The organism is Nocardia sp. N2S4-5, assembly GCF_044628355.1.
Lineage (GTDB): Bacteria > Actinomycetota > Actinomycetes > Mycobacteriales > Mycobacteriaceae > Nocardia > Nocardia wallacei_B.
In genome coordinates, this window is sequence record NZ_JBIUPM010000001.1 from 6,500,697 (window position 1) to 6,524,180 (window position 23,484).

Annotated in this window: 27 protein-coding genes and 1 tRNA gene; 12 read left to right on the forward strand and 16 right to left on the reverse strand. The window is 67.3% G+C overall.

The window, feature by feature from the left end:
• Positions 1 to 26: 26 nt before the first annotated feature.
• The 3 genes from ACFMRZ_RS30100 to ACFMRZ_RS30110 are packed head-to-tail and all read right to left on the reverse strand — an operon-like array spanning position 27 to position 2,183.
• Positions 27 to 539 (reverse strand): ATP-binding cassette domain-containing protein, encoded by a 513-nt coding sequence (locus ACFMRZ_RS30100; protein ID WP_400181659.1) that lies wholly within the window; start codon positions 537 to 539, stop codon positions 27 to 29.
• Positions 536 to 1,360, reverse strand: coding sequence for an ABC transporter permease (locus ACFMRZ_RS30105; protein ID WP_400181660.1), 825 nt, complete (start codon positions 1,358 to 1,360; stop codon positions 536 to 538). The genes ACFMRZ_RS30100 and ACFMRZ_RS30105 overlap by 4 nt, the downstream gene beginning before the upstream one ends.
• A gap of 16 nt (positions 1,361 to 1,376) precedes the next feature.
• The gene (locus ACFMRZ_RS30110; RefSeq protein WP_280365190.1) at positions 1,377 to 2,183 is read right to left on the reverse strand and encodes an ABC-2 family transporter protein; all 807 of its coding nucleotides are present in this window, start codon (positions 2,181 to 2,183) and stop codon (positions 1,377 to 1,379) included.
• 355 nt (positions 2,184 to 2,538) lie between these two features.
• On the opposite strand from ACFMRZ_RS30110, the gene ACFMRZ_RS30115 reads away from it, so the two are divergent.
• Together ACFMRZ_RS30115 and ACFMRZ_RS30120 are read left to right on the forward strand one after the other, a co-directional pair.
• Complete coding sequence (locus ACFMRZ_RS30115; protein ID WP_400181661.1) at positions 2,539 to 2,778, forward strand: type II toxin-antitoxin system RelE/ParE family toxin; 240 nt, start codon at positions 2,539 to 2,541, stop codon at positions 2,776 to 2,778.
• Positions 2,779 to 2,782: 4 nt separating this feature from the next.
• Positions 2,783 to 3,082: a helix-turn-helix domain-containing protein gene (locus ACFMRZ_RS30120; RefSeq protein WP_400181662.1), complete on the forward strand. Its 300-nt coding sequence runs from the start codon at positions 2,783 to 2,785 to the stop codon at positions 3,080 to 3,082.
• Positions 3,083 to 3,366: 284 nt separating this feature from the next.
• Here the strand turns inward: ACFMRZ_RS30120 and ACFMRZ_RS30125 are convergent, their stop codons facing one another.
• Positions 3,367 to 4,977 (reverse strand): cutinase family protein, encoded by a 1,611-nt coding sequence (locus ACFMRZ_RS30125; RefSeq protein ID WP_400181663.1) that lies wholly within the window; start codon positions 4,975 to 4,977, stop codon positions 3,367 to 3,369.
• 175 nt (positions 4,978 to 5,152) lie between these two features.
• On the opposite strand from ACFMRZ_RS30125, the gene ACFMRZ_RS30130 reads away from it, so the two are divergent.
• Together ACFMRZ_RS30130 and ACFMRZ_RS30135 are read left to right on the forward strand one after the other, a co-directional pair.
• Entirely contained in the window at positions 5,153 to 5,974 is an 822-nt protein-coding gene (locus ACFMRZ_RS30130; RefSeq protein ID WP_400181664.1) for a TIGR03619 family F420-dependent LLM class oxidoreductase, read from the forward strand.
• Positions 5,975 to 6,018: 44 nt separating this feature from the next.
• Positions 6,019 to 6,165, forward strand: coding sequence for a DUF1059 domain-containing protein (locus ACFMRZ_RS30135; RefSeq protein ID WP_400181665.1), 147 nt, complete (start codon positions 6,019 to 6,021; stop codon positions 6,163 to 6,165).
• Between the two features lie 33 nt (positions 6,166 to 6,198).
• Here the strand turns inward: ACFMRZ_RS30135 and ACFMRZ_RS30140 are convergent, their stop codons facing one another.
• The 6 genes from ACFMRZ_RS30140 to ACFMRZ_RS30165 form a co-directional block, all read right to left on the reverse strand.
• Complete coding sequence (locus ACFMRZ_RS30140) at positions 6,199 to 6,813, reverse strand: hypothetical protein (protein WP_280273698.1); 615 nt, start codon at positions 6,811 to 6,813, stop codon at positions 6,199 to 6,201.
• A gap of 122 nt (positions 6,814 to 6,935) precedes the next feature.
• Positions 6,936 to 7,313 carry a gamma-glutamylcyclotransferase gene (locus ACFMRZ_RS30145; RefSeq protein WP_400181666.1) on the reverse strand — a complete coding sequence of 126 codons (378 nt, stop codon included), beginning with the start codon at positions 7,311 to 7,313 and terminating at the stop codon, positions 6,936 to 6,938.
• A gap of 253 nt (positions 7,314 to 7,566) precedes the next feature.
• A complete protein-coding gene (locus tag ACFMRZ_RS30150; RefSeq protein ID WP_400181667.1) occupies positions 7,567 to 8,700 on the reverse strand; it encodes a glycerate kinase in 1,134 nt (377 codons plus the stop codon).
• Complete coding sequence (gene gcl / locus ACFMRZ_RS30155) at positions 8,697 to 10,388, reverse strand: glyoxylate carboligase (RefSeq protein ID WP_400181668.1); 1,692 nt, start codon at positions 10,386 to 10,388, stop codon at positions 8,697 to 8,699. The genes ACFMRZ_RS30150 and gcl overlap by 4 nt, the downstream gene beginning before the upstream one ends.
• A 28-nt stretch (positions 10,389 to 10,416) precedes the next feature.
• A complete protein-coding gene (locus ACFMRZ_RS30160; RefSeq protein ID WP_400183007.1) occupies positions 10,417 to 11,328 on the reverse strand; it encodes a 2-hydroxy-3-oxopropionate reductase in 912 nt (303 codons plus the stop codon).
• On the reverse strand, positions 11,298 to 12,116 hold the full coding sequence (locus ACFMRZ_RS30165; RefSeq protein WP_400181669.1) for a hydroxypyruvate isomerase family protein: 819 nt from the start codon (positions 12,114 to 12,116) through the stop codon (positions 11,298 to 11,300). The genes ACFMRZ_RS30160 and ACFMRZ_RS30165 overlap by 31 nt, the downstream gene beginning before the upstream one ends.
• A 268-nt stretch (positions 12,117 to 12,384) precedes the next feature.
• Between ACFMRZ_RS30165 and uraD the strand changes: the two genes are divergently transcribed.
• From uraD to ACFMRZ_RS30185, 4 genes are all read left to right on the forward strand, one after another.
• On the forward strand, positions 12,385 to 12,882 hold the full coding sequence (uraD, locus tag ACFMRZ_RS30170) for a 2-oxo-4-hydroxy-4-carboxy-5-ureidoimidazoline decarboxylase (protein ID WP_400181670.1): 498 nt from the start codon (positions 12,385 to 12,387) through the stop codon (positions 12,880 to 12,882).
• Entirely contained in the window at positions 12,879 to 13,214 is a 336-nt protein-coding gene (gene uraH / locus ACFMRZ_RS30175) for a hydroxyisourate hydrolase (RefSeq protein ID WP_400181671.1), read from the forward strand. Before uraD ends, uraH begins: the two co-directional genes overlap by 4 nt.
• Positions 13,215 to 13,220: 6 nt before the next feature.
• On the forward strand, positions 13,221 to 14,126 hold the full coding sequence (pucL, locus tag ACFMRZ_RS30180) for a factor-independent urate hydroxylase (protein ID WP_400181672.1): 906 nt from the start codon (positions 13,221 to 13,223) through the stop codon (positions 14,124 to 14,126).
• A 137-nt stretch (positions 14,127 to 14,263) separates the two neighbouring features.
• Entirely contained in the window at positions 14,264 to 15,028 is a 765-nt protein-coding gene (locus tag ACFMRZ_RS30185) for an IclR family transcriptional regulator (RefSeq protein ID WP_400181673.1), read from the forward strand.
• Between the two features lie 151 nt (positions 15,029 to 15,179).
• Here ACFMRZ_RS30185 and ACFMRZ_RS30190 read toward each other — a convergent pair whose 3' ends face one another.
• Positions 15,180 to 15,395, reverse strand: coding sequence for a hypothetical protein (locus ACFMRZ_RS30190; protein WP_400181674.1), 216 nt, complete (start codon positions 15,393 to 15,395; stop codon positions 15,180 to 15,182).
• A gap of 218 nt (positions 15,396 to 15,613) precedes the next feature.
• Between ACFMRZ_RS30190 and ACFMRZ_RS30195 the strand changes: the two genes are divergently transcribed.
• Both ACFMRZ_RS30195 and ACFMRZ_RS30200 read left to right on the forward strand, forming a co-directional pair.
• Positions 15,614 to 15,880 (forward strand): hypothetical protein, encoded by a 267-nt coding sequence (locus tag ACFMRZ_RS30195; RefSeq protein WP_400181675.1) that lies wholly within the window; start codon positions 15,614 to 15,616, stop codon positions 15,878 to 15,880.
• The gene (locus ACFMRZ_RS30200; protein WP_400181676.1) at positions 15,786 to 16,355 is read left to right on the forward strand and encodes a DUF6879 family protein; all 570 of its coding nucleotides are present in this window, start codon (positions 15,786 to 15,788) and stop codon (positions 16,353 to 16,355) included. Before ACFMRZ_RS30195 ends, ACFMRZ_RS30200 begins: the two co-directional genes overlap by 95 nt.
• Here the strand turns inward: ACFMRZ_RS30200 and ACFMRZ_RS30205 are convergent.
• Both ACFMRZ_RS30205 and ACFMRZ_RS30210 read right to left on the reverse strand, forming a co-directional pair.
• Positions 16,242 to 16,895 carry a Uma2 family endonuclease gene (locus tag ACFMRZ_RS30205; RefSeq protein ID WP_400181677.1) on the reverse strand — a complete coding sequence of 218 codons (654 nt, stop codon included), beginning with the start codon at positions 16,893 to 16,895 and terminating at the stop codon, positions 16,242 to 16,244. The genes ACFMRZ_RS30200 and ACFMRZ_RS30205 overlap by 114 nt on opposite strands.
• A gap of 25 nt (positions 16,896 to 16,920) precedes the next feature.
• Positions 16,921 to 16,996: transfer RNA gene (locus tag ACFMRZ_RS30210), tRNA-Gly, on the reverse strand.
• A gap of 173 nt (positions 16,997 to 17,169) precedes the next feature.
• Between ACFMRZ_RS30210 and ACFMRZ_RS30215 the strand changes: the two genes are divergently transcribed.
• Together ACFMRZ_RS30215 and ctaD are read left to right on the forward strand one after the other, a co-directional pair.
• Complete coding sequence (locus ACFMRZ_RS30215; RefSeq protein ID WP_400181678.1) at positions 17,170 to 19,272, forward strand: ArnT family glycosyltransferase; 2,103 nt, start codon at positions 17,170 to 17,172, stop codon at positions 19,270 to 19,272.
• Positions 19,273 to 19,514: 242 nt separating this feature from the next.
• Entirely contained in the window at positions 19,515 to 21,254 is a 1,740-nt protein-coding gene (ctaD, locus tag ACFMRZ_RS30220; protein ID WP_400181679.1) for a cytochrome c oxidase subunit I, read from the forward strand.
• A gap of 100 nt (positions 21,255 to 21,354) precedes the next feature.
• On the opposite strand, the gene ACFMRZ_RS30225 is transcribed toward ctaD, so the two are convergent.
• The 3 genes from ACFMRZ_RS30225 to ACFMRZ_RS30235 all read right to left on the reverse strand — a co-directional run bounded on the left by ACFMRZ_RS30225 (position 21,355) and on the right by ACFMRZ_RS30235 (position 23,481).
• Positions 21,355 to 22,362 (reverse strand): MsnO8 family LLM class oxidoreductase, encoded by a 1,008-nt coding sequence (locus ACFMRZ_RS30225; RefSeq protein ID WP_400181680.1) that lies wholly within the window; start codon positions 22,360 to 22,362, stop codon positions 21,355 to 21,357.
• A 43-nt stretch (positions 22,363 to 22,405) separates the two neighbouring features.
• Complete coding sequence (locus ACFMRZ_RS30230; protein ID WP_400181681.1) at positions 22,406 to 22,843, reverse strand: nuclear transport factor 2 family protein; 438 nt, start codon at positions 22,841 to 22,843, stop codon at positions 22,406 to 22,408.
• A gap of 89 nt (positions 22,844 to 22,932) precedes the next feature.
• Positions 22,933 to 23,481 carry a TerD family protein gene (locus ACFMRZ_RS30235; protein ID WP_280272445.1) on the reverse strand — a complete coding sequence of 183 codons (549 nt, stop codon included), beginning with the start codon at positions 23,479 to 23,481 and terminating at the stop codon, positions 22,933 to 22,935.
• Positions 23,482 to 23,484: the final 3 nt, after the last annotated feature.

Consider the following 23,484-nt stretch of genomic DNA (forward strand, 5'->3'; position numbering starts at 1 on the left):
CAGGCCGATGGTCGGCTCGTCGAGAATCAGCAGCTCGGGCGAATGTAACAGTGCCGCAGCGATTTCCCCCGCATGCGCTGTCCCAGTGAGAGTTGGCGCACCGGGATGTCGAGGGTGTCGGCCATCTCCAGCTGCTCGACCAGTTCGTGGGTGCGCTTGCGGGCGGCGTCCGGTTCCAGGCGGTGGATGGCGGCCAGGATCGTGAACGACTCGCGCAGCGGCAGATCCCACCACAGCTGCGAGCGCTGCCCGAACACCACCCCGATCCGCCCCGCCAGTTCGCGGCGCTGGCGCACCGGCTCCAGGCCGCAGGTGCGCACCGTGCCGGCGGTCGGCACCAGGATGCCGGTGAGCATCTTGATGGTGGTGGATTTGCCCGCCCCGTTCGCCCCGATATAGCCGACGGCGGTACCGGTTTCGACGGTGAAACTCATCCGGTCGACCGCGGTGAGTACGTCGCGTCGGCGGCGCCAGTGTCCTTCCTCCTTGCGCCGCAGCACGAATTGCCGGGTCAAGTCCGTAATCTCGATCGCGTTCATCCACCGCCTCCCTGGTAGTGCCGTACACCCATTCGCCAGCACATCAGTGCGAGAACCCAGATCCACAGTGCCGCGACCGGACTCGCCCACGCCAGTGCCGCGGGCAACCACGCCGGGCCGGGCAGGCCGAGCAGCGCGATCGTGGGCAGGTAGGCGACGAAGGCCACCGGCACCGCGAAGCCGAACACCAGCGTCAGCGGCCGCGAGAACACCGACGCCGGTTGCTGGGAGGCGAACGAGCCGCCGTAGGTGAAGCTGTTGGTCAGCTCCGAGCCGTCGATGAGGAAGAACTGCAACCCCGCGGCACACACGAACAGGCCCGCGAAGATCGCCACACCGGCGACCAGCGACATCCCCAGCAGCGTGAAGGTCCTTGCGGTCCAGGCGATGTCGTTGACGACGAGGCCGGTGACGAACACCGCGCCCGCCACGGTCGCGCGGGCCAGCCGCCGCAGGGAGACGTCGCTGGTGATCAGTTGCAGCAGTAGCGGTTGCGGGCGCAGGTGGAACGCGTCGAGGGTCCCCATCCGGATGTAGGTGGGCAGAGTGTCGGTGTGCCCCACCGCGATCTGGGCGAGGGCGAAGGTGAGATTGGACAATCCGAACAGCAGCAGCATCGCGTGCAGGTCGAGCCCGCCGAGCACGCGCACGTTGTGGTAGATCACCCACACCTCGGCGAACTCCACGATCCCGATCAGCAGCGAGGACAACAGGTCCGCGCCGAACGACAGCGGGTAGGCGCGCTGGGAACGCATCCGCGAGCGCAGCACCGCCACGTACGGCGTGCAGCAGTTGCCGTGCAACACAGCCGGTTCGGTCACCGGTCGATCCGCCGGGTCAGCCACCCTGCACCTCCAGTTTGCGCCGGCCCGCTCGCAGCAGCATCCGGCCCACGGCGACGCCCACGAGCACCCAGACCACCTGTACGCCCAGGATCTGCACTGCCGCCGCGCCGGTTGCCCGGCCGGACAGCACATCGATCGGCCCCTGCAGCAGCGAGGGAAACGGCGTCAATGTGGCGACGGTGTACAGCCAGCCGGGGAACAGGTGCACCGGCACGAACAGCCCCGCCAGGAACGTGGCGACGATCTGGTAGAGCAGCCGGATGCCGCGCGTCTCCACCAGCCAGAAACCGACCAGGCTCACCGCGAACAGCAGCAGGAACGAAATGGTCACCGCCAGCAGCACACTCACCACGCCGAGCAGGTACGGCGGGCCGGTGCGCGGCAGTCCGAGTTCGAAGGTGAGGGTGCCCGCGACGACGCTGGGCAGTCCGCGCAGCAGCAGGGTGCAGCCGGCCCGGCCGAGATCTCCGGCCAGGTACGAGAATTGGATGTCGACCGGGCGCAGGAAGTCGATGGCGACATCGCCGTTCTTGATCCGGTCGACGATGTCCAGCGGCGGGCCCATCACTCCCAGCGCGCCCAGCAACCCCTGCGACAGCCAGACGTACGCGCCGATCGAATCCGCTGTGTACCCGCCGAATTCAGCGGTTGCTCGCACGGCCGCGAGCATCACCGAGGCGCGCACCAGCCCGAACACCACATTGGTGCACATGCCGGCGAACATTGCCAGCCGGTAGTGCCACTGCCTGCGGAATCCCGCCTCTGCCAGTCGCAGATAGACACCTGGATCAGCGCGCACAACGAATTAACGCTACGGCGATTGCGCTGCGTTCACAACAAGATTGGGGAACCACAGATGTTCCGAAACCGATACCGAGCAGTTGCCACCCCGTTGTCCCTCGACGGCCCGACTGCCTGAAGCCTTTGCCGCAGTGGACCTTCGCCTGCTGTGCTGTGCCCTGTTCCGGCGGACGCGATGATCGGGGCAAAACACGGTCGCACTCGGCCCGATCCACCTGGAACTTCAGGCGATCTCGTTGGCGATATATACTGTTGACGATATGGTGCTCGCATGTGGCAAATCGAGCTGTCGGAGGAGGTTTTGCTGTGGTATCAGGAAGCTCGGAGACGACGACCGCGTCAAGACCCAGTGGATGTTCGACTTGCTCGCCGAGCGGGGCGTCGCATTACGCATGCCATACGCCAGGTACCTCGGCGACAAGTTGTGGGAGCTGCGGTTTTATTGTGAAAATGTGAATCGTCGGATCACTTATGTGTTCGATACCGAGAGACGCATAATCACTCTGACCACGTTTCGGAAGCAGCGTCAGAACGAATCACGTGAGGTTGCTCGGGCTCGGCGGGCGCTGGCGCGGCAGCGCAGGAGAGGTTGAGGCAGTGAAGACAACCAACTATCAGAAGCTGCGAGATGCCGAACTCGCGAAGATGACAAGTGACGAGCGGGCTCTGTACGACGAGGCGTACGCGAAGGCCGGTCTGACGATGCGCATGGCGCAACTGTTCTATGACGCCCGAACCGCCGCAGGCCTTACTCAGGCCGAGTTGGCGCGTCGGATGCACACGACGCAGCCGACCATTGCCGCACTCGAGGGCGGCGGTCGGCTGCCGACGCTCGATATGCTCGAACGTCTCGCGCAGGCGACCGGGCATTCGCTCGAGATTCGCTTGAGCGCCTGAACCGATCGCCTCGGACGAGCCGGTGTGTCCTCCGCCGAACAGCGAGCAGCGCCGGGTGGGTTCCAGTGAGGCCGGGCCTTTGTGCAGCTTGTTCCATGTCGCGGGAACGGTGGTCGAGAGGTCGGGTTCTGGCTGATCGTGAAGGGGCCGGCCACATTCCGCGGTGGTGCGGGATGTGGCCGGCCGCTTACCCAATGGGCGCAGGGCTACCTCTGTCCGCGGGCTCTTGCAGGTCCGTGATGCTACTTCGCTAGGGCAGCACTTTCTTCGGGTGCCGGGTGGTGTTACTTCGACGCCGCCACGGTCGGGCCGGTGGTTGTGGTGGTCGGCTGGGTGGTGGTGGGCTTCGTGGTTTCGGTAGTTGTGGTCGGTGGGGTGGTGGTTACGGGAGTTGTTGTGGTGGTGGGAGGTTGGGTGGTCGTCGGCGCGCCGGTGGTGGTCGGGGTGGTGGTCGGCGTGGCCTTCGTGGTGGTGGGGGTGGAGGTGCTGGTGGGGGCCGCGGTGGTGGTGGCCGCCTTGTACGCGGCGGCGAGGTCGGCCTCGCCGGGCTGGGAGGTCGGGTCGACCTGCTTGCCCGCCTGGGCCTGCTGCGCCAGGTGGGTGAGCCAGGCGGCCGCGTACTCGGCGGAGGTCAGCGGCTTGCCGTTGGCCGGGTCGGCGTCCTTCCAGTAGTCGAAGTGGTGGCCGGTGTGGTTCGGGCCCAGGGTCTGCTGGTAGGGATCGCTGAGGATGACGGGAATCGTGTTCTGGTTGGTCACGATCAGGCCGACGATCTCGTTGAGCACCTTCTGCGGCAGGTAGGCCAGCGGCGACATCTCACCGGTCGAGATCGAGTCCGCCGGCGCGGATGCCTTCGGCGCCTGGCCCGGCTTGTAGGCCGGGTCCGAAACCCGCAGCAGCACTTGGAGGAACGTCTCGTCGCTCTGCATCCAGTTCGGCTGCGACTGGATGTCGGCGAAGGCCGCGAGCGCGATGCGGCCGAGCACCACGGCGACGTCCTGTCCGGTCGCCGGGGTGAGCCCGTCGCGCTCCAGCGCGTCGACGTTCAACTGGCGGCCGACGTTGACCGCCAGCTGTAGCAGTGAAATGTTCTGCGGCGCAGAGCAAGTCAGGTCGCCGTCGGAGCAGAAGGACGCGACCTTGCCGTTCAGCGCGCCGAAATCGCCGCTGGTGCCGGGCATCGCGCCCTGGCCGGGGACGGGCTGCTTGCCGTTCTGATACGCCTTGTCGAACCCGTCGGGATTGCTGTACGGGTCCTTGGCGCCGGGGAACGGCCCGTCGCCCGCGGAACGACCGGGATCGGCGAGGATGACGACACCCATCACGTCGTCCGGGTCGACGATGCCGTACCGGCCGTCCTTGTCGGCCTCCTGGTGCCCGATGGTCGTCGCGACCCGGCGCACGACGTCCGCGCCCTCGCTGTAGCCGACGATCGAGAACTTGGTGTCGGGGCACGCCTGCGAGATCTCCCGCATCACCTTCTCGGTGTTGGCGACCCCGGCGGTGACGGCGTCCTCGTAGGTGGCCATGTTCGCGGGATAGGCGATGTAGACCGCGGCGTACGAACCGGGATCGACCGCGCCCGCGGGTGCGTTGACGACCGGATCGACCCATTCGCTGCTGTGGTCACCCGACAGCGCGGCGGGCAACTCGTTGCCGTTGGCGTCGACCAGCAGTTTCGTGGTCCCGGCGACCGGGGTGTCGTTGCGCCCGGCGACCGAGATGGTCACCATGTCGTGGCATTCGGTGACCGACGACGTGAGCTGGGTATCCCGGGTCTGCGGCGTCGATGTCAGCGCGAAGGAGGCGGCGACGATCGCCGCCACTCCCAGCGCGGCGGGCGCGGCAACGGCCGAAGCGATCCGGTGCCGTGCGATGAACTCGCGAAGAGCCATGTCCTGATTCCATTCCAGATTGCGACAAGAGGATGGACGAGCCCCCCGACGGGCCATGTGTCACCGGAGACGTCGCCTCCGGGTAGCGGAATGTTACGGAGGATTCGCCGGCGGGTTGCCCGAGCGGCGCGCCGAGTGCGGAATACACGCCGGTACTCGGGAGGTTCGGCTCGGTATGAAGATCGGAGTCAACACCTTCCTCACCGACGAAGGCATCGGCGGCCCGGCGCTGGGCAGAGCCCTGGAGGAGCGCGGGTTCGAATCGCTGTTCCTGGCCGAGCATTCACACATTCCGGCGAGCCGGGAGTCCGCCTATCCCGGCGGCGGCGACCTGCCCCGCGTCTACTACCGCACCCTCGATCCGTTCGTGGCGTTCGGCGCCATCGCGGCCGTCACCGAGCGGCTCGTGCTCGGCACCGGGGTCACCCTGCTGATTCAGCGCGATCTGATCCACACCGGCAAGGAGGTCGCGAGCCTGGACCTGCTCTCCGGCGGACGCGTGGTGTTCGGAGTCGGGGTGGGCTGGAACCGGGAGGAGATGGCCGACCACGGTACCGACCCGCGCACCCGCGGCGCGCTGCTCGACGAGCAACTCGAGGCCCTGGTCCGGATCTGGACCGAGGACCTCGCCGAGTACCACGGCCGCTTCGTGAATTTCGACCCGATGTACGCCTGGCCGAAGCCGGTCCAGCGCCCCCATCCGCCGATCTTCATCGGCGGCGCCGAGGCCGCGGCCCGCCGCGCCGTCCGGCACGGCGTCGGCTGGGTCCCCAACGGCGTCGCGTCGGCGGCCGAGGTGCCCGCGCAACTCGCCGCCCTCGACGGACACGACCTGCCGATCGCGATCACCCCGGTGGCTCCGGACCCGGCGATCCTCGACGCCTACGCCGAGGCCGGAGTGGAGCGCGTCACGATCTCCCTGCCGACCGTGCCCGAGCCGGAAACCCTGCGCACGCTGGACGAATACGCGAAGCTCGCCGACCGCTATGCCGGATAGCGTGGTGAACACCTAGACTTCCGATCGAGGAGAAAGGACGGCTCATGAAGCGGAATCTCAACTGCCCGTGCGGAGAAGCCATTGTCGGCGCCGACGAGGACGATCTCGTCGAGAAGACCCAGAAGCATCTGTCCGAGAACCACCCCGGGCACGAGTACTCGCGCGACGAGATCCTGTTCATCGCTTACTGATTCGGCCCTATATCGGGTGAATCCCGAAGTCCGTCAATATGCGGCGTCACCAGCAGCCGCGGTGCCCTCGTGGCCTCCGCGGCTGCTGTGGTCGGTGTCGGGGTGGCGGCTGCCGAGGGAATCGAGTTCGGAGCGCAGTTCCGCGACCTCGACGGCCAGTTCGTCGCGCAATTGTTCGCGTTCGAGCAAGCTGACGCGGAGGCTGTCGATGGTGTCGTTCATGGCGGCCAGCTTGCGGTCGGCGCCCACCAGGTGCCATTCGATGACGGCGCGGCGGTCGACATCGGCGCTGGCCTTGGCGACCCATTCGACGACGTAGTCGAGCCAGTCGGGCTGTTTGGGCATCTCCTCGGGCGGTTCCCAGCCGCGCCGGAGCGCGGGCTTCGACGACAGCACCCGCTCCGCGCCGGGCTCGGGCGTCTGCATCTGCACCAGGTTGAGCTTGCCGGCGCTGGTCACGACGGCGGTGAGCCGGTAGCGCCCGGCCAGGTGCATGCGCAGTTCCGCGGTGCCCCGGCCGTCGGCGTCCATGGCGCCCAGCCACGGCCCGGTCGCGGCGTCGATGATCGACTCGATGACTCCCAGCTGCCCGACGCCCCGGCGCAGTCGTGTCGCGCGTTTGCGCAGATCGTCGGACGTGGCCGTCATCTGATCCCAGTGCATCGCACCCCGCTTCCTCGTTGATCGGTGACAAGGGGCACCTCGAACATAGTTGCCCGTGCCGTTCCGCGGCGGCAGACCTGCGCAAGCGGGGGGTGTCGGGTTCGGACTCAGGGGGTGGTGCGGTAGGTGCGCCAGTCGCCGATATCGGAGATGTCGATGAGTTCGGGGGAGTCGAGGTGGCTGCGGCGCAGGACGGTCGCGAGGCAGGCGGTGCCGTCGTCCAATTCGATCAGGTCGAGTTCGAGTTCGGGTGGTTCGGCGGGAATCAGGTTGTCGCGCAAGACTTCCAGCGGTACGTCGTAGACCTCGCCGGTGACCGTGCGGCCCTCGATGGCGGTGGCGATCATGGCGGGGAAGCGATCGCCGACGGAGTAGTAGCGGTATTTCGGGGCGCTGGGGGCGATGCGGAGCAGTGGGGCGCCGGCGAGCTGGTCGTGCAGACGGCCGCCGCGCATGCCGTCGCCGTTGAGGAACATCAGGACCATGGGAGTCTCCGTTCGGTCAGTGGGTTCGGTCGGCGGCTGAGGTCCGCCGGATGTGGTCCGGGCGCCGGCACGCCCGGACCACATCCTCTCCGCCGATCCAACGGAAACCGGGACCCGTTGACGGCGGGCCGGGTACCCGGTCTCCGCAGGACCGGCGGAGCATTGCCTCCGCCCACGGGCGGAGTCGGGACTGTGGAGCACGGCCGTGCGTTCCGGGCGGGAGCGTTGTGCATGGGTTGGATGGGACGGGTGCTCAAGGTCGGTGCAGGTGGTGGTGGGCGATGTGTTCGCCTTGGCGCGCAAGGAGTTCCGGTGCATGCTCCTGACAGCGGCGGAGGTCGGGCTCCAGATCGGTGAGGGCGTAGGCGGCCGTGAAGCCCGCGTTCTCGAGTTGCCTGGCGTCGAGTAGCTGTCGGCCTGCCACCGCTACCACCGGGACGCCGTGCGATGCGGCGCGGGCGGCTACTCCGGCCGGGGCCTTGCCGTGCAGGGTTTGGGCATCGAGGGCGCCTTCGCCGGTGATGATCAGGTCCGCGCCCCGGGCGTGGCGATCGAAATCCACCAGGTCCAGCAGGATGTCGATGCCGACGGCCCGGTGGGCTCCGAGTACGGCGAGCGCCGCGAATCCGATGCCGCCCGCCGCGCCGGCGCCCGGCCGGTCGGCGGCGTCGAATCCGGTGCGCTGGGCGACGAGCCGGGACCAGTGCGTCAGGCCCGCCTCGAGTGCCGCCACCTCGCCCGCACCGGCGCCCTTCTGCGGGCCGAAAACGGCTGCGGCGCCGTCTTTTCCGAGTAGCGGGTGGTCGACATCGCTCGCCAGCACCAACTCCACCTCGCGGATTCGGGGATCGAGGCGGTGCAGGTCCAGATACGCGATGCCGGTCAGCCCCCCGCCGCCCGGACCAGCCGGGCGTCCGTCGGCGGCCGGCAGCTCGGCCCCGAGCCCGGTCAGCAGACCGGCGCCGCCGTCGGTGCAGGCGCTGCCGCCCACGCCGAGCACGAGGGTGCGGCAGCCGGTGTCCAGCGCGGCCCGGATCAGTTCGCCGACACCGAGACTGGTCGCGGTGAGCGGGGCAGGTTCTCCGCCCGGCAGTAGCGCGAGCCCGCACGCCGCGGCGGCCTCCACGACGGCCACGGAACCGTTGTGCGCGTACGACGCCCGCACCCTCTCGCCCGTCGGTCCCGCGACTTCGACTGTCACCCGGTCGAATCCGGCGCTCACCGCCGCGTCCACCGTCCCCTCCCCGCCGTCGGCCACCGGGACCAGGCGGATATCGGTGTCGGGGCGCACCCGCCGGATGCCTTCGGCCACGGCGCCGGCGACCTCCGCGGCGGTGAGCGAGCCCTTGAACTTGTCCGGCGCCACCACGATTCGCGGACGTTTCATGCCGGTTCGAACTCCCGGACGGCATCGATGGCGGGGCCGTGGGCGGTGTTCGCCTCGCGCTCGACCATGATCTCCACCAGCACCGGCCGCGAGGTCGACTCGGCCTGCTTGCGCGCCCACGTGAGCGCGTCGGCGATGTCGCCCGGTTCGTACACCCGCCGCCCCGAGCACCCGTAGGCCTCCATGATCTTGACGTTGTCGGTACCGAACTCGTCGTAGTGGATGTCCACCTGGTAGTTCATCTCGTACGGCAGCGAGGCCTGGCGGATCAGCCCGAGGTACTCGTTGTTGATCATCACGATGACGAAGGGCAGGTCGTACTGAGCGGCCACCGCCAGCTCCTCGACCAGGAACTGGAACCCGTAATCACCCACCACCGCAACGACTTCCGCGTCGGGTCGGGCCGACTTCACGCCGATCGCCGCCGGAATCTCCCAACCCAACGGCCCCGCCTGGCCACACACCTGATAGTGCCGCGGCAGGTAAGCCTTCTGGAATTGCCCCGACCAGATCTGGTACAGCCCGATCGCGGTGACGAAATAGGTGTCCTGCCCGAAGGTTTCGTTGATCTCCTTGAACACGCGCGGCGGCTTGATCGGTGTCACGTCGAAGTCGTCGCGCCGTGTCAGCGACCCGCGCAGCTCGGCAACCCGTGCGGCCCAGCGGTCGAAGTCCTTACGCTGCTCGCGTTTACGTGCCTCGCTCAGCAGAGCGGTGAGGAACGGACGCACATCCGACACCACCCCGAGATCGGGCCCGAACACCTTGCCCAATTGCGTGGGTTCGATATCGACATGGATGAATGTGCGATTCCCGCGGTAGACGTCGAGCGTGCCGGTGTGGCGGTCGCCGAAGCGGGCGCCCAGCGCGAGCACCAGATCCGACTCCAGGAACGCGGCATTGGCCCACCGCTGGCTGGTCTGCACGCCGGTAATGCCCGCGAACAACGCGTGGTCCTCGCGGAAGGAACCCTTGCCCATCAGCGTCACCTGCACCGGGACGCCCAGGAGTTCCGCCAGTTCGGTCAGCTCCGCGTGCGCCTCGCCCAGAATCACGCCGCCACCGGCCAGTATCAGCGGGCGTTCCGACTCGAGCAACAGGTCCAGGGCCCGCGCGACCCGTGGCGGATGCGGCAGCACCCGTGTCACCGGCAGCGGCGCGTCGATACTCGGGTCCCATTCGATCTCCTGCTTCTGCACGTCCAGCGGCAGGTCGATGAGCACCGGCCCCGGGCGGCCCGAGCGCGCGATCCGGAACGCCTCGCGGAAGATCCACGGCGCCTGCGCCGCCTCCTTGATCTGCACGGCCCACTTCGTCACCGGCTCGGCGATGGCGACGATGTCGACCGCCTGAAAGGCTTCCTGGTGCAATTTGTTCGACTCGGCCTGGCCCGTAATGCACAGTATCGGAACGGAATCCGCGTGCGCGGTGTAGAGGCCGGTGATCATATTGGTGCCGGCCGGGCCGGAGGTGCCGATGGCGACGCCGACGTTGCCGGTGGTGCGCGCCCAGCCGTCGGCCATGTGGGTGGCGCCCTCCTCGTGCCGGACGATGAGGTGCCGCATATCGGTGCGGCGCATGGCGTCGTAGAGCGGCAGGATGGCCGCGCCGGGGCAGCCGAAGGTCACATCGACGCCTTCGGACAGCAGCACGTCCAGCACGGCCTGCATGACCGGGACTCTTGCCATTGTTGTTTCCCTTCTGAAAGGTACTGCGCTAGTTCGCGCCGCGGCCGTTGAGGTTCTCGATGACCTTCAGCAGCGCCGAATGGTCGAGTGCGCCGTAACCCTGCGCGCGGCCCGCCGCGACGAGCGATGCCACCACCGCGCCGGTCGGCAGGGCGATGTCCGCCTGCCGCGCGGCGTCGGCGACGATGCCCATGTCCTTGTGGTGCAGGTCGATTCGGAATCCGGGCGCGAATTCGCGTGCCACCATGGCGGTGCGCTTGAGTTCGAGGATCCGGCTGCCCGCCAAGCCGCCCGCCAGCACCTCGAGACCCTTGCCCGGATCCACGCCCAGCGCCTCCATGAGCACGATGGCCTCGGCCACCAGGGCGTAGGTGCCGCCCACGACGAGTTGGTTGGCCGCTTTCACGATCTGCCCGGCGCCATGGTCGCCGACGTGGATGAACGTCCTACCGACGCTCTCGAAAACACCTGTGGCGGAAGCGAAGTCTGCCTCCGTGCCGCCGACCATGATGGACAGCACCCCTTGTTCGGCACCGGCCTGGCCGCCGGAAACAGGTGCGTCCAGCACGCGGAATCCTTGCTGTGCACCGGCTTCCGCGATCGCGATCGAGCTTTCCGGCCTGATGGTCGAGAAGTCGATCAGCAGAGCACCTTTCGGCGCGTGGGCGAAGACGCCGTCCGCGCCGAGTACCACGTCCTCCACCTGGGGGTGGTTGGGGAGCATGGTGACGACTATCCCGGCGTCGCGCACCGCCGCGGCGACGCTGTCCGCCCGCCGGCCGCCTTCGGCCTCCAGCTTGTCCAGCGCGTCGCTGTTCAGGGTGTAGCCGGTGACCTCGTGCCCGGCCCGCACCAGGTGGCCCGCCATCGGCGAGCCCATGATGCCGAGGCCGATGAATCCGATCCTGCTCATGCGTTGCTCCTTGTCGTGGGCAGCCAGGCCAGGCTGTCGGCGCTGGCGCCGGTGGGGACGTATTCGGCGGCGATGTGGCCGCGGTAGCCGGCCGCGCCGATCTTGTCGACGTAGCCGAAGAGGTCGAGGTCGCCGGTGCCGGGCTGGTGACGGCCGGGGGCGTCGGCGATCTGTACGTGGGCGATGCGGTCGCCGTAGCGTTCGATCACCTTGTCCAGGTCGTCGCCGTTGGTGGCGAGGTGGTAGAGGTCGGCGAGCAGGCCCAGGTTCGCCGACCCGTGCGTGGCGCGGACCCGGTCGAGCACGCCGACCACGTCGGCCGCCGATTTCAGCGGGTAGGCCGCGATTCCGCTGACCGGTTCGAGCAGCACGGTGGCGTCGATGTCGGCGAGGGCATCGGCCGCCAGCGCGAGATTGCGCACCGCCAGCGCGTCCTGCTCGGCGGGATCGATGCCGTCGATCCTGTTGCCGTACAACGCGTTGAACGCCCGGCAGCCCAGCCGTCGGCCGATCCGCGCGGCGACGGTGACGCTGTCGGCGAACTCTCGTTCGCGGCCGGGCCACGACACCAGGCCGCGGTCGCCGCCGGGCATATCGCCGGCGTAGAGATTGAGGCCGATCAGCCGCACCCCGGCCTGCTCGACGGCTCGGACGAAATCCTCGACTTCGGTGTCGCCGGGGGTGGCGGTGCTGAACGGCCACCAGTACTCCACCGCGTCGAATCCGGTGGCTCGGGCGGCGGCGGGGCGGTCGAGGAGCGGGAGTTCGGTGAACAGGATGGACAGGTTCACCGCGTAGGGGAGTGGTCGGGTCATGGGGGTCTCTTCTCGGTCGTCTCCCACGGACTGGGTGGGTGGCGGATCCACGGCTCGGATAAATTCCGTTGTGTGGAATACTACTTCCGTATAACGACGGTAACGGTCCGCGAGTGTGGCGGTCAACACTTTGGCTGAAGTTCGAGCGTTCGATCGCCAGGGCGTTGACAGTGCACCTCGGTCCGACTTAGATACGGTGAGATGGAACTAAAGTTCCGTAATACAGAATCAACACGACACCCGGACCACCCGGGCGGAGGTGTATCCGGTGACGGAATCGCTCCCGATCTCCCGTATCAACGAGCTACCGGCGGCAACCTGGCGCGACATCCTGAAAGGCATTGTGAGCGTGGCGGAATGGGTCGATACGGTCGGCGCGTCCCGTCCGTACGCGGACCGCGACGCCCTCGTCGAACTGGCCGAGCGCACGACGCTCGCGCTCACCGAGCCCCAGGTGCGGCAGGCACTGGCCGACCATCCACGGATCGGAGCGACCACCGCACCCGGCTCCCGGGCCGCGCGCGAGCAGTCGGGTGTCGATGCCACCGACGCCGATCTGGCCGAACGCCTGCGCGTCGGCAATCTCGCCTACGAGGCCAAGTTCGGTCATATCTATCTCGTGTGCGCGGCGGGGCGCGGCGGGCGCGAACTGCTCGCCGACCTCACCGAACGGCTGGACAACGACCCGGCCGACGAAATACCGGTCACCCGAAGAGAACTCGCCGCGATCGCGCGAAAGCGCCTGGAAGGGATGGTTACCCCATGAGTCGCAGTGCCGTCACCACGCACATTCTCGATACCGCCGCCGGGCACCCGGCGCGAAATATCCAGGTGCGCTTGGAGACTCGCGTCGGCGATGGCTGGCGAGAGCTGGGTGCCGCGCGGACCGACGACGACGGCCGGGTTTCCGCCATCGGCCCCGCAGCGGTCGAGGCGGGCGACTATCGCCTGATCTTCGACACCGCAGGCTATTTCGGCGATCGGGAGCACTTCTTCCCCGAGGTGGTCGTGACCTTCACCGTCGCCGACCCCGCGCAGCACCACCACGTGCCGTTGCTGCTGTCGCCGTTCGCCATATCCACCTATCGAGGGAGCTGAACTCTCATGGCTATCCAGCTCGGGCCCAACCAGTACGGCAAGGCCGAGAATCGCCTCGTGCGCGTGCATCGTGACGCCGCGCGGCACTCCATCCGCGATCTCAATGTCTCGACGTCGCTGCGCGGGCGGTTCGCCGACGCTCACATCACCGGGGACCAGCGCGACATTCTGCCCACCGACACCCAGAAGAACACCGTGTTCGCCTTCGCGAAGGAGCGGGGCGTCGCGGCGATCGAGGACTTCGGCCTCACCCTCGCCGATCACTTCATCGCCCGCTGCCCGGGTGCGGACGGCGCGCGCGTCGAGATCGACGAATACGCCTGGGACAGAATCCCTGTCGACGGACTCGGCCACGATCACTCCTTCGTGCGCAGTGGCGGCGGGGTGCGGACCACGGTGATCAACGTGGATGGCGTGGGGCCGGATCGGCGCGCGTTCGTCGTGTCCGGCATCAAGGATCTGGTGGTGCTCAAGTCGACCGGGTCGGAGTTCCACGGCTTCTTCAAGGACAAGTACACGACGCTCGCGGAGACCGACGACCGGATCATGGCGACGTCGCTGGTCGCGCGCTGGCGCTACGACCATACGGACGTCGACTGGGACAAGTCCTACGAGTCCATCCGCTCGATCCTGTTGCGGCAGTTCGCCGCTGTGCATTCCTACGCCTTGCAGCAGACCCTCTACAGCATGGGGCGCGCGGTGCTGGAGCAGCATCGGGAGGTGGCCGAGATCCGCTTCTCCGCGCCCAACAAGCACCACTTCCTTTACGACCTGGGGCCTTTCGGCGTCGACAACCCGGGCGAGGTGTTCATTGCGGCGGATCGCCCGTACGGTCTGATCGAAGCCACGGTCGAGCGGGACGACGCCACGGAGCCGGGCGCGGCGTGGCACGGGATTCCCGGCTTTTGCTAGGTTGTCGCGAGTCCTGACCCGGATCGCCGGCAGATTCTTTCGTATTCTAGAGTTCAGATTCCGCAATGCGAACTTCCGCAAAGTGGAACCCGGCTGCGAGAATGGTGGGGATGCCCACCGCCGAAGGAAGGATCGCCGTGACCGAAGCCCGTCCGCGGACCGGCGGGGTGCAGTCCGTCGATCGCGCCTTCGAACTGCTGGAACTGGTGACCGACGCGGGTGGTGAGGCGACGCTGTCACAGCTCGCCGAGGCGTCCGGCCTGCCGCAGCCGACCATTCACCGGCTGCTGCGCACCCTGATCGCGGGCGGCTACATCCGCCAGCAGCCGTCGCGTCGGTACTCGTTGGGGCCCAGGCTGATTCGGCTCGGCGAGACGGCGAGCCGGGTACTCGGCGCCTCGGCCCGCCCGCACCTGACGCGGCTGCGAGATCTGACCGGGGAGACCTCCAATATGGCGGTGCTAGACGGCGACCAGGTGGTCTATGTCGCCCAGGTGCCCTCCCCGCACGCCATGCGGATGTTCACCGAGGTGGGTCAGCGCGTCGACCTGCACTGCACCGCCGTCGGCAAGGCGGTGCTGGCCACGCTCGCCCCCGAGGAAACCGACCGCGTCCTCTCCCGCCTCTCGATGAGCCCCCGCACCCCCCACACTCTCACCGACCCCGCAGTCCTGCGCACCGAAATAGACCGCATCCGCATCCAGGGCTACGCCCAAGACGACGGCGAACAAGAAGTAGGCGTCCGCTGCTTCGCCGCAGCCATCCCCCACGCCCCCACCCGAGCCGCCATCTCCATCTCCGGCCCCCAAGCCCGAGTCTCGGGATTGGACATGAACACCATCATCCCCCTACTCCAGGAGACCGCCGCCAATGTAGGTCGGGACCTGTTGGCCCAGAGCTGAATTCAGCACCTGGAACTTTGGTGCCGCGACTGTTCGTCGCCGTCCTCGTTCGCTGCTACTTCGTTACGTTCAGAGTCGCCCATAGGCCAACACAAAGCCCAGATCAGCACTCCCATCGGCACCCCACCCGCGAGTATCAATCCGAGCAAGATCATGCCGTCCCGCCGATGTGCTGCTGCGGCGGTTCATCAATACGGCAGTCAGGTGGAGTAGAGCCCCCGCTGCTCAGTAGCTCGAGGTAGACACCTGTGACGTCGTCCGGGTCGGTCTCGTCGCCGTCTTCGACGGCCAGTTCGAGAACCCCTCCCTCGAACGGTAGAAGCATTGAGCGCCAAGCCATGTCGACCCCATTTTCGCCGCTGGACATCCGGGACGAACTCCGCTCGGTTCGTCGGCTCATGGAGAAAGGTGCCGACTGACCGCGAACCCGACCACTAACGCCGACGCTAGGAAGACAGCGGTATGACACGACACAAACTTGCCCGAACTTGGCAAAGTTCGGCCGTTCTGTTCCGAGTGGGGCGGGATTGGAGAGCATTGATTGCAGCCGGAGGCGCTGGCGCGCAATCGAAGACAGGGTATGCCGTGCAACTCGAATTTCTGGGCAAGGGCGGTTCGCAAGTGAACGAGTGTCCGAGGTCTGAGATGCCGCATCTGCTTACCGGATTCGCTGAGCCGCGCACGTTTCTGGGCGCCACGTTGTTCGACACAGGGCGGGGTACCTTCACGTTGACCGGTCGGCCTGTTGCCGAGTCTGATGTCCTTGCGCAACTCGATCTGTCCGACGGCGAGACGGCCATCGAGGTGCCCAAGCGGGAAAGGTTGTTCTACGGTGCTGCTGCGGCAAGGTGATTGGTCCGACGTGTTCAACGACTGCCGTACTGAAGCGTTTCACCTCGAGGTTCGGGACGACTATGCGGTAGCTGCTGAATCCGAGCCGTTTCGTCGGTTCCTCGAAGGCGTGCCCGACGACTACGAGTGGTTTCAGGAATGGGAGCGGCTGGTGTCGGCTGCGACCGCTCGGGGCGTGGTGATGCGCCGTGTCCGCGTGGTGACGGAACCACACACGGACTACCAGCGCTGGGGTCTCGTGGTCGCGGCGCGGAATATCGCGGCGGGCGAGGACATTCGCTACCTTTCGCGCCATCTCGCGGGTGAAGTTCCGCCAGATGACTGGTGTGCTGGATCTGTTGGCGTAGAGCCGATTTCAGACTCAGAACTCCAGCTCGGACCAGGGGATCCGGATGGGGAAGGGGAAATCGAAGGTTATGCCGTCCGATTGGGCGGAGGCCCATTCGCCTGTGATGACGTAATTCGCCTTGTGTAGCGGTGACACTCCTGCGGGGAGGCGGCCGTGGCCGGTCTCCAGTGCGTACGCGCGGACGGTGGTGATGCGGCGTGGTCCGCGGCCGAGCAGGACTTCCCAGTACCACGGGATGCCTGCGTCGGCGTATCGGGCCTTCTTCGCCTCGATGTCACGTTCGGTATTCGACGGTGACAGCACCTCTCCGACGACGAAGACTTCATCGGCGCGAATGTCCTGGTACTCCTCCTCCAGGCATCGGTATATGAGGAAGTCGGGTGTTACGAAGTCCGACTTGCCGGCCTTGCCGAAGAAGATGTTGGTTTCCGTGGTCACTCGCCAGCAATGCTCGAGGTTGTGCGACATGTCCTCGCGGGCACAGCGGCGCAATGCATTTCGGAACTCGACGCTGTAGTCGTGGTGCTCGGCGGGTCCGCGCTGGACCCACATGACCTTGCCCTCCCACAGCTCGATCTGGTCGGCGATTTCTTCCGGTAGACGCTCGAGTTCTTCCCATGTCATGTACTCGGGAAGGGTGGGACGCTCGGCATCCGAGGTCGGCATAGTCGGCTTGCTATCTGTTGGTTCGTGGAGCGGATGACGGGATTCGAACCCGCGACCCTCACCTTGGCAAGGTGATGCGCTACCAGCTGCGCTACATCCGCATTGTGCCCTGTGGCGACGGGTAAAACGATAGCGGATGGGGGTGGGGGAGGGCTAATCCGCTGGTGGTGGGGGATGGGGTGGGCGAAGGGGGTCACAGCAACACCACAGCGGGGGTAGACGGCGGACTCAGTTGGTGGCTCGACGATGGGGTCGAGACACGAGAGGACCGGATATGACCACGATCGAGGCGCCCGCGCGGCGGGAGACACCGCGACCCCCGAGCCCACCGGACGGAAGGCGGCATCGGCATCGGCGGGGGGTCGGGCCGCCCGGCCGGCCGCGCTGGGCTTTGCCCGCGCTACTGGTGCTGCTGGCCGCGACGGCTGTCGCCTATCTGTGGGCGTTGAGTGAAAATGGTTGGGCCAATGAGTATTACGCCGCTGCCGCGCAGGCGGGCACGCAGAGTTGGAAAGCGCTGCTGTTCGGATCGCTGGACGCGGGTAATGCCATCACCGTCGACAAGCCGCCCGCTTCGCTGTGGTTGATGGGCCTGTCGGGGCGGCTGTTGGGCTTCAGTTCGTTCTCGATGCTGTTGCCGCAGGCGTTGTTGGGGGTGGCGTCGGTCGGCCTGGTGTATGCCGCGGTGCGGCGCTGGAGTGGGCCGGGTGCTGGATTGCTGGCGGGTAGCGTGCTGGCGCTCACGCCGGTGGCCGCGCTGATGTTCCGATTCAACAACCCCGACGCACTGTTGGTGTTCCTGCTGGTTGCCGCCGCGTACTGCACCGTGCGCGCGACCGAGCGCGGTAGTGGGCGCTGGCTGGCGCTCGCGGGGGCGGCGATCGGGTTCGACTTCCTGACCAAGATGATGCAGGCGTTCCTCGTGCTGCCCGCGTTCGCCCTGGTGTTCCTCCTCGCCGCGCCGATCGGGTTCTGGAAGCGGATCGGCAAGCTGGTCGGCGCTCTGCTCGCGGTGGTGGTGTCATCCGGCTGGTACATCCTGCTGGTCGAGTGGTGGCCGAGCGGCTCGCGGCCGTACATCGGCGGTTCCACCGACAACAGCCTGCTGGAGCTGGCGCTGGGCTACAACGGGCTCGGCCGGGTGCTCGGTGGGGAGGGCAACGGCGGCGGTGGTGGCGGCGGGGGCGGTGGCAACACCGGCTTCGGTGGGAGTACCGGGATTACGCGGCTGTTCGGCGATTCGATGGGCACGGAGATCGCCTGGCTGCTGCCCGCCGCGCTGATCGGGCTCGCCGCGGGGCTGTGGCTGACCCGGCGGGCGCCACGCACGGATCGGACCCGTGCGGCGCTGATCCTTTGGGGCGGTTGGCTTCTCGTCACCGGTGTGGTGTTCAGTTTCATGCAGGGCACGATTCATCCGTACTACACCGTCGCGCTGGCGCCCGCGATCGCGGCGCTGGTCGGCATCGCCGTCGCCGAATTGTGGCGTGGCCGAGGGCGTTTCGGGTTACGCGCGATGTTGGCGAGCATGCTCGCGGCGACCGGTGTCTGGAACTTCGTGCTGCTGAACCGGACTCCGGATTGGTTCCCCGTCCTGCGGTGGATCGTGCTGATCGGTTCGATCGTGGTGGCGTTGATCCTGGTGGTCGGTGCGCACCGGCTCGGCCGCCTGACGGTGGTCGTGGCGGCGGCGGGCCTGCTGTTGGGGCTGGGTGGTACCGCGGCGTACACCATCGACACCGTTGCCACCGCGCACAGCGGTTCCATCCCGACCTCCGGGCCGCAGACCGGCCACGGAATGGGCGGCGGCATGGGCGGTCCCGGTGGGGCAGGCGGCAATGCGCGCCCCGACGGAACCGCGGGCGGTGACGGAACGGGCTCCGACGCGGGTGCGGGCGACGGCATCGCAGGGCAGCTTTCGGGTAGCAGCACGAGGACAGGTACGGGTAGCGCGCCGAATGCCAACTCCTCGGGCAGCGGCGACGGTGGCGCGGGAGATGGCACTGCTCCTTCCGGCACACCGGGCGGGTCCGCGAGCACCAATACTGAACTACAGCAATTGCTTAAGAACACCAGCAACCGCTGGGCCGCAGCGACAGTCGGTGCCCAGTCGGCGAGCGGGCTCGAATTATCCACCGGCACATCGGTTATGGGAATCGGCGGCTTCACCGGAAGCGACAACGCCCCGACGCCGGCGCAGTTCCAGCAGTATGTCGCGAACGGCGAGGTGCGCTATTTCATCGCGGGCGGCGGCATGGGTGGACCGGGCGGTAGTTCCGGATCGGCGGCGGAGATCACCGCGTGGGTGCAGGAACACTTCACCGCCATGACGGTCGGCGGCACCACGGTGTACGACCTGACCCAGCCCATCTCCTGACGGCGAATCCCACCCGCAGGCCCCGCGACCACCGGACGCGGGGCCTGCCGCCGTGTACGAAACCCGGTCGACGAATTGCGCCCCGGCATCCTCACCGGGAGCGCGCCCGACCGGAGTGTTCCCCGCACACCCCCGAATAGCTGCAAGTATGCTGCTTGCGTTCGGTGTGCGCGTCATTCATGGGTTTCATATGCCGGTTCCGTCAGCGCGGACGAGTTGCGGGAACGACCTAGGAGGATGTGTTGACTGCTGTATCTCCGAAACCGGAGGACCAGCTCGAGGCCGCGCGGCCCTATCCGGCGCGAGGCGGCCCGAAAGGGTCGTTCCTGTACAAGGCGATCACCACGACGGACCCGAAGATGCTGGGCCAGATGTATCTGACCACGGCCATGACGTTCTTCCTCATCGGCGGCGTGATGGCGCTGCTGATGCGCGGCGAGCTGGCACGTCCGGGCCTGCAATTCCTTTCGCCGGAACAGTTCAATCAGCTGTTCACCATGCACGGCACGATCATGCTGCTGTTCTATGCCACCGCGATCGTGTTCGCGTTCGCGAATATCGTGCTGCCCTTGCAGATCGGCGCACCCGATGTGGCGTTCCCGCGTCTGAACGCCTTCAGCTATTGGCTGTATCTGTTCGGTGCGACGATGGCGACGGCCGGTTTCGTCACCCCGGGCGGCGCCGCCGATTTCGGCTGGACCGCCTACACGCCGCTGTCGGATATCGTGCACGCCCCGGGCGTCGGCGCGGACCTGTGGATTCTCGGACTGGCGGTCTCGGGCCTCGGGACCATTCTCGGCGGCGTCAACATGATCACGACGGTGGTGTGCCTGCGCTGCCCGGGTATGACGCTGTTCCGGATGCCGATCTTCACCTGGAACATCGTCGTCACGAGCATTCTGATCCTGCTGGCCTTCCCGATTCTCACCGCGGCGCTGATGGCGCTGGCCTACGACCGGCACCTGGGCGGCCACATCTACGACGCGGCGAACGGCGGGCCGATCCTGTATCAGCACCTGTTCTGGTATTTCGGGCATCCGGAGGTGTACATCATCGCGCTGCCGTTCTTCGGCATCGTGACGGAGATCTTCCCCGTATTCAGCCGCAAGCCGATCTTCGGATACACCGCCCTCGTCTATGCCACCTTCGCGATCGCGGCCCTGTCGATCGCCGTGTGGGCGCACCACATGTTCGCCACCGGCGCGGTGCTGCTGCCGTACTTCTCGTTCATGACGTTCCTGATCGCGGTCCCGACCGGGGTGAAGTTCTTCAACTGGATCGGCACGATGTGGAAGGGGCAGTTGACCTTCGAGTCGCCGATGCTGTTCTCCGTCGGCTTCATCGTGACGTTCCTGTTCGGTGGTCTGTCGGGTGTCATCCTGGCCAGCCCGCCGCTGGACTTCCACGTCTCGGACAGCTATTTCGTCGTCGCGCACTTCCACTACGTCCTCTTCGGGACGATCGCGTTCGCCACCTATGCCGGCATCTACTTCTGGTTCCCCAAGATGACCGGCCGCATGATGGACGAGCGGCTCGGCAAATGGCATTTCTGGACCACGTTCGTCGGCTTCCACACCACCTTCCTGGTGCAGCACTGGGTGGGCGCCGAGGGTTTCCCGCGCCGCTACGCCGACTACCTCCCGACGGACAATTTCACTCTGCTGAACACGATTTCGACCATCGGCGCCTTCATCCTGGGCGCTTCGACGCTGCCGTTCATCTGGAACGTCTTCAAGAGTTACCGGTACGGCGAGGTGGTCACGGTCGATGATCCGTGGGGTTACGGCAGTTCGCTGGAGTGGGCGACGACCTGTCCGCCGCCGCGGCACAATTTCTACGAGTTGCCGCGTATCCGGTCCGAGCGTCCGGCGTTCGAGTTGCACTATCCGCACATGATCGAGCGGATGCGCGCCGAGGCGCACGTAGGATTTCGGCGCAACGCGCACGGCGACGTCCGCGATCACCCGGTCGTACCGAGTTAGTATCCGGTCGGACCGGTGCACGGGCGGAAATAGGCTCAACACTGGTTCGTGCCCTCGAGGCGACCAAGGCTCTGTGCCCCTGAGCGGGGCACAGAGCTTTTTATGCGGGGATTTTCGCGAGTCCGGCCAGTCGTGCCAGCCGCCGATGCGATTCCAGCCGGGCCGCGCGGTCGTAGGTGCTGGTGTGGACGAGTATCTCGTCGGCGCCGGTGCGTTCGAGCAGCCGTTCGAGTCCGGCCGCGACGGTCTCCTCGGTGCCCGCCAGCTGCCCTTGCATCGATTCGTCGAAGAGGCGTCGTTCGCGTTCGGTCATCGTCGCCGGATCGATGGCCTCGGGCGGCAGCAGTGCGGGGAATTCGCCGCGGGTGCGGGAATACGCGGCCGACCACGCCTCCGGCATCAGCAGCCGCCGCGCCTGCTCGGCGGAATCGGCGACGACCACCGAGCCGGACACGATCACCACGGGCGCCGCACCCCACGCAGTGGGCCGGAAGTCCGTGCGGTACTGCTCGATCGAGCGCACCATCGCGTCCTCGCCGTGCGCGGCCGCGATGACCAGCGGCAGCCCGAATCGCGCCGCCCGCTCGGCGCCGGAACCGATCGCGAGCAGGAATGCCGGGACCCGCAACCCCTCGGCAGGCCAGGCGTGCACCCCGTCCCGGCCGCCGGTGAAGTAGTCCAGCAGCTCGGTGAGCTGGGCATCGAAGTCGTCGGCGGCCTCCCGGTCGTGTCCGAGCGCCCGGCGGATGCCCCCGGTGAAGCCGACCGATCGGCCCAGGCCCATGTCGATCCGGCCCGGGAACAGCGACTCCAGCACCCCGAACTGCTCGGCGACCACGAGCGGTTGATGGTTGGGCAGCATCACGCCGCCGGTGCCCACCCGGATCCGGTCGGTGGCCGCGGCGACGGCGGCGGCCAGCACGGTCGGCGCGGACCCGGCCACGCCCGGCACGCTGTGATGTTCCGACACCCAGAACCGGTGATAACCCCACCGCTCGGCGAGCTGCGCGAATTCGACCGTGTCCCGCAGCGCCGCCGGATGGGTCTGACCCTGCCGGACGCGGGAGCGGTCCAGGATCGAGAACCGTACCGAGTGCAACGATGTCATAGTCGTGACAACGCACGCGGACGCCGCTGATTCCGGCGCCGGTTCAGCCCGCGGACGGCGCGACGAACAGGTAGCTCTTCTCCTCCTCGCGGCGCGCGATGCGCCAGTGACCGTCGACCCGCTCGAAGGTGTCGAGGTACCACAGGCCGCACAGCATGAGGCTCTGCTTGCCCGTGTGGTCCGCGACGACCATCGGGTTGTGGCACATGGTCCGGCCGGTGGCCCGGTCGCCGTCGACGGTGATCGACGAGTTGCTGATGAGATGCTGGAATGCCAGGAAATTCGGCATCGTCTGCGCGAGAAAGGTTTTGGTCTCCGCCAGGTCGCCTTTCGGTCCGCCCATCGCGGTGTAGTCGATTGTCGCGTCCGCGGTGAAGATCTCGTCGAGCAGCTCCCACTGCCGCGTATCGACCGCGTGCGAGTACCGGACCATGAGATCCTCGATCTCCAGCCGGTCCGAAATCTGTTGTAGCGACCACATCTTCGCCTCCTTCCGGTGCCGCGCACCGGCAACCATGTCACCAGGACTCGGCGGCGGGCGGGGTGGAAACCGGCGAATCGGCGGCGCGCTCAGCCCAGATAGCGGCTCAGCAGCGGCACCGCGTCGGCCGGGTGCCGCGCCGAGATGCCCTCGACGACCTGCCGGAACCGCCACTCGGCGGGCCCGCGTTCCAGCACGCCCGCCACCAGTCCGGTGTGCGGACCGCGCGGCAGGTTGTAGCGGGCGACCTCCGCACCGGAGTCGGCGTCGAACAGTCGGAAGAAGGCTCTGTCGATGTCCTCGAAGGTCTGGTCGGTGTAGCAGGTGATCAGGAGGACCACCGCGTCGACCTCGCCCGGCAGCAGCGTGAAGTCGACCGTGAGCACCTCGTCGTCGCCGCGGCCCACGCCGGTGACGTTGTCGCCGTGCAGGCGGACGGCGCCGTCGGCCGAATCGAAGTGCTCGTGATAGACGACCTCCAGCAACCGATCGCCGTCGAACAGCAGTGCGGCGGCGTTGAGATCGATCGGCCGCCGGCGCGCCCCGAACCAGCGACGGCCCAGCGCCGGGGCCCAGCCCAGTGCCATGGCGACGTAGTCCAGCGGCGTGCCGCCGTCGTCGTGCAGCGGAACGAGCACCGT

Coding starts and splice junctions, on each gene's coding strand:
- ACFMRZ_RS30100 (WP_400181659.1), bottom strand. CDS start 539: ATGAACGCGATCGAGATTACGGACTTGACCCGGCAATTCGTGCTGCGG.
- ACFMRZ_RS30115 (WP_400181661.1), top strand. CDS start 2,539: ATGTTCGACTTGCTCGCCGAGCGGGGCGTCGCATTACGCATGCCATAC.
- ACFMRZ_RS30125 (WP_400181663.1), bottom strand. CDS start 4,977: ATGGCTCTTCGCGAGTTCATCGCACGGCACCGGATCGCTTCGGCCGTT.
- ACFMRZ_RS30130 (WP_400181664.1), top strand. CDS start 5,153: ATGAAGATCGGAGTCAACACCTTCCTCACCGACGAAGGCATCGGCGGC.
- ACFMRZ_RS30135 (WP_400181665.1), top strand. CDS start 6,019: ATGAAGCGGAATCTCAACTGCCCGTGCGGAGAAGCCATTGTCGGCGCC.
- ACFMRZ_RS30140 (WP_280273698.1), bottom strand. CDS start 6,813: ATGACGGCCACGTCCGACGATCTGCGCAAACGCGCGACACGACTGCGC.
- ACFMRZ_RS30145 (WP_400181666.1), bottom strand. CDS start 7,313: ATGGTCCTGATGTTCCTCAACGGCGACGGCATGCGCGGCGGCCGTCTG.
- ACFMRZ_RS30150 (WP_400181667.1), bottom strand. CDS start 8,700: ATGAAACGTCCGCGAATCGTGGTGGCGCCGGACAAGTTCAAGGGCTCG.
- gcl (WP_400181668.1), bottom strand. CDS start 10,388: ATGGCAAGAGTCCCGGTCATGCAGGCCGTGCTGGACGTGCTGCTGTCC.
- ACFMRZ_RS30165 (WP_400181669.1), bottom strand. CDS start 12,116: ATGACCCGACCACTCCCCTACGCGGTGAACCTGTCCATCCTGTTCACC.
- uraH (WP_400181671.1), top strand. CDS start 12,879: ATGAGTCGCAGTGCCGTCACCACGCACATTCTCGATACCGCCGCCGGG.
- pucL (WP_400181672.1), top strand. CDS start 13,221: ATGGCTATCCAGCTCGGGCCCAACCAGTACGGCAAGGCCGAGAATCGC.
- ACFMRZ_RS30190 (WP_400181674.1), bottom strand. CDS start 15,395: ATGTCCAGCGGCGAAAATGGGGTCGACATGGCTTGGCGCTCAATGCTT.
- ACFMRZ_RS30200 (WP_400181676.1), top strand. CDS start 15,786: ATGTCCTTGCGCAACTCGATCTGTCCGACGGCGAGACGGCCATCGAGG.
- ACFMRZ_RS30205 (WP_400181677.1), bottom strand. CDS start 16,895: ATGCCGACCTCGGATGCCGAGCGTCCCACCCTTCCCGAGTACATGACA.
- ACFMRZ_RS30215 (WP_400181678.1), top strand. CDS start 17,170: ATGACCACGATCGAGGCGCCCGCGCGGCGGGAGACACCGCGACCCCCG.
- ACFMRZ_RS30225 (WP_400181680.1), bottom strand. CDS start 22,362: ATGACATCGTTGCACTCGGTACGGTTCTCGATCCTGGACCGCTCCCGC.
- ACFMRZ_RS30230 (WP_400181681.1), bottom strand. CDS start 22,843: ATGTGGTCGCTACAACAGATTTCGGACCGGCTGGAGATCGAGGATCTC.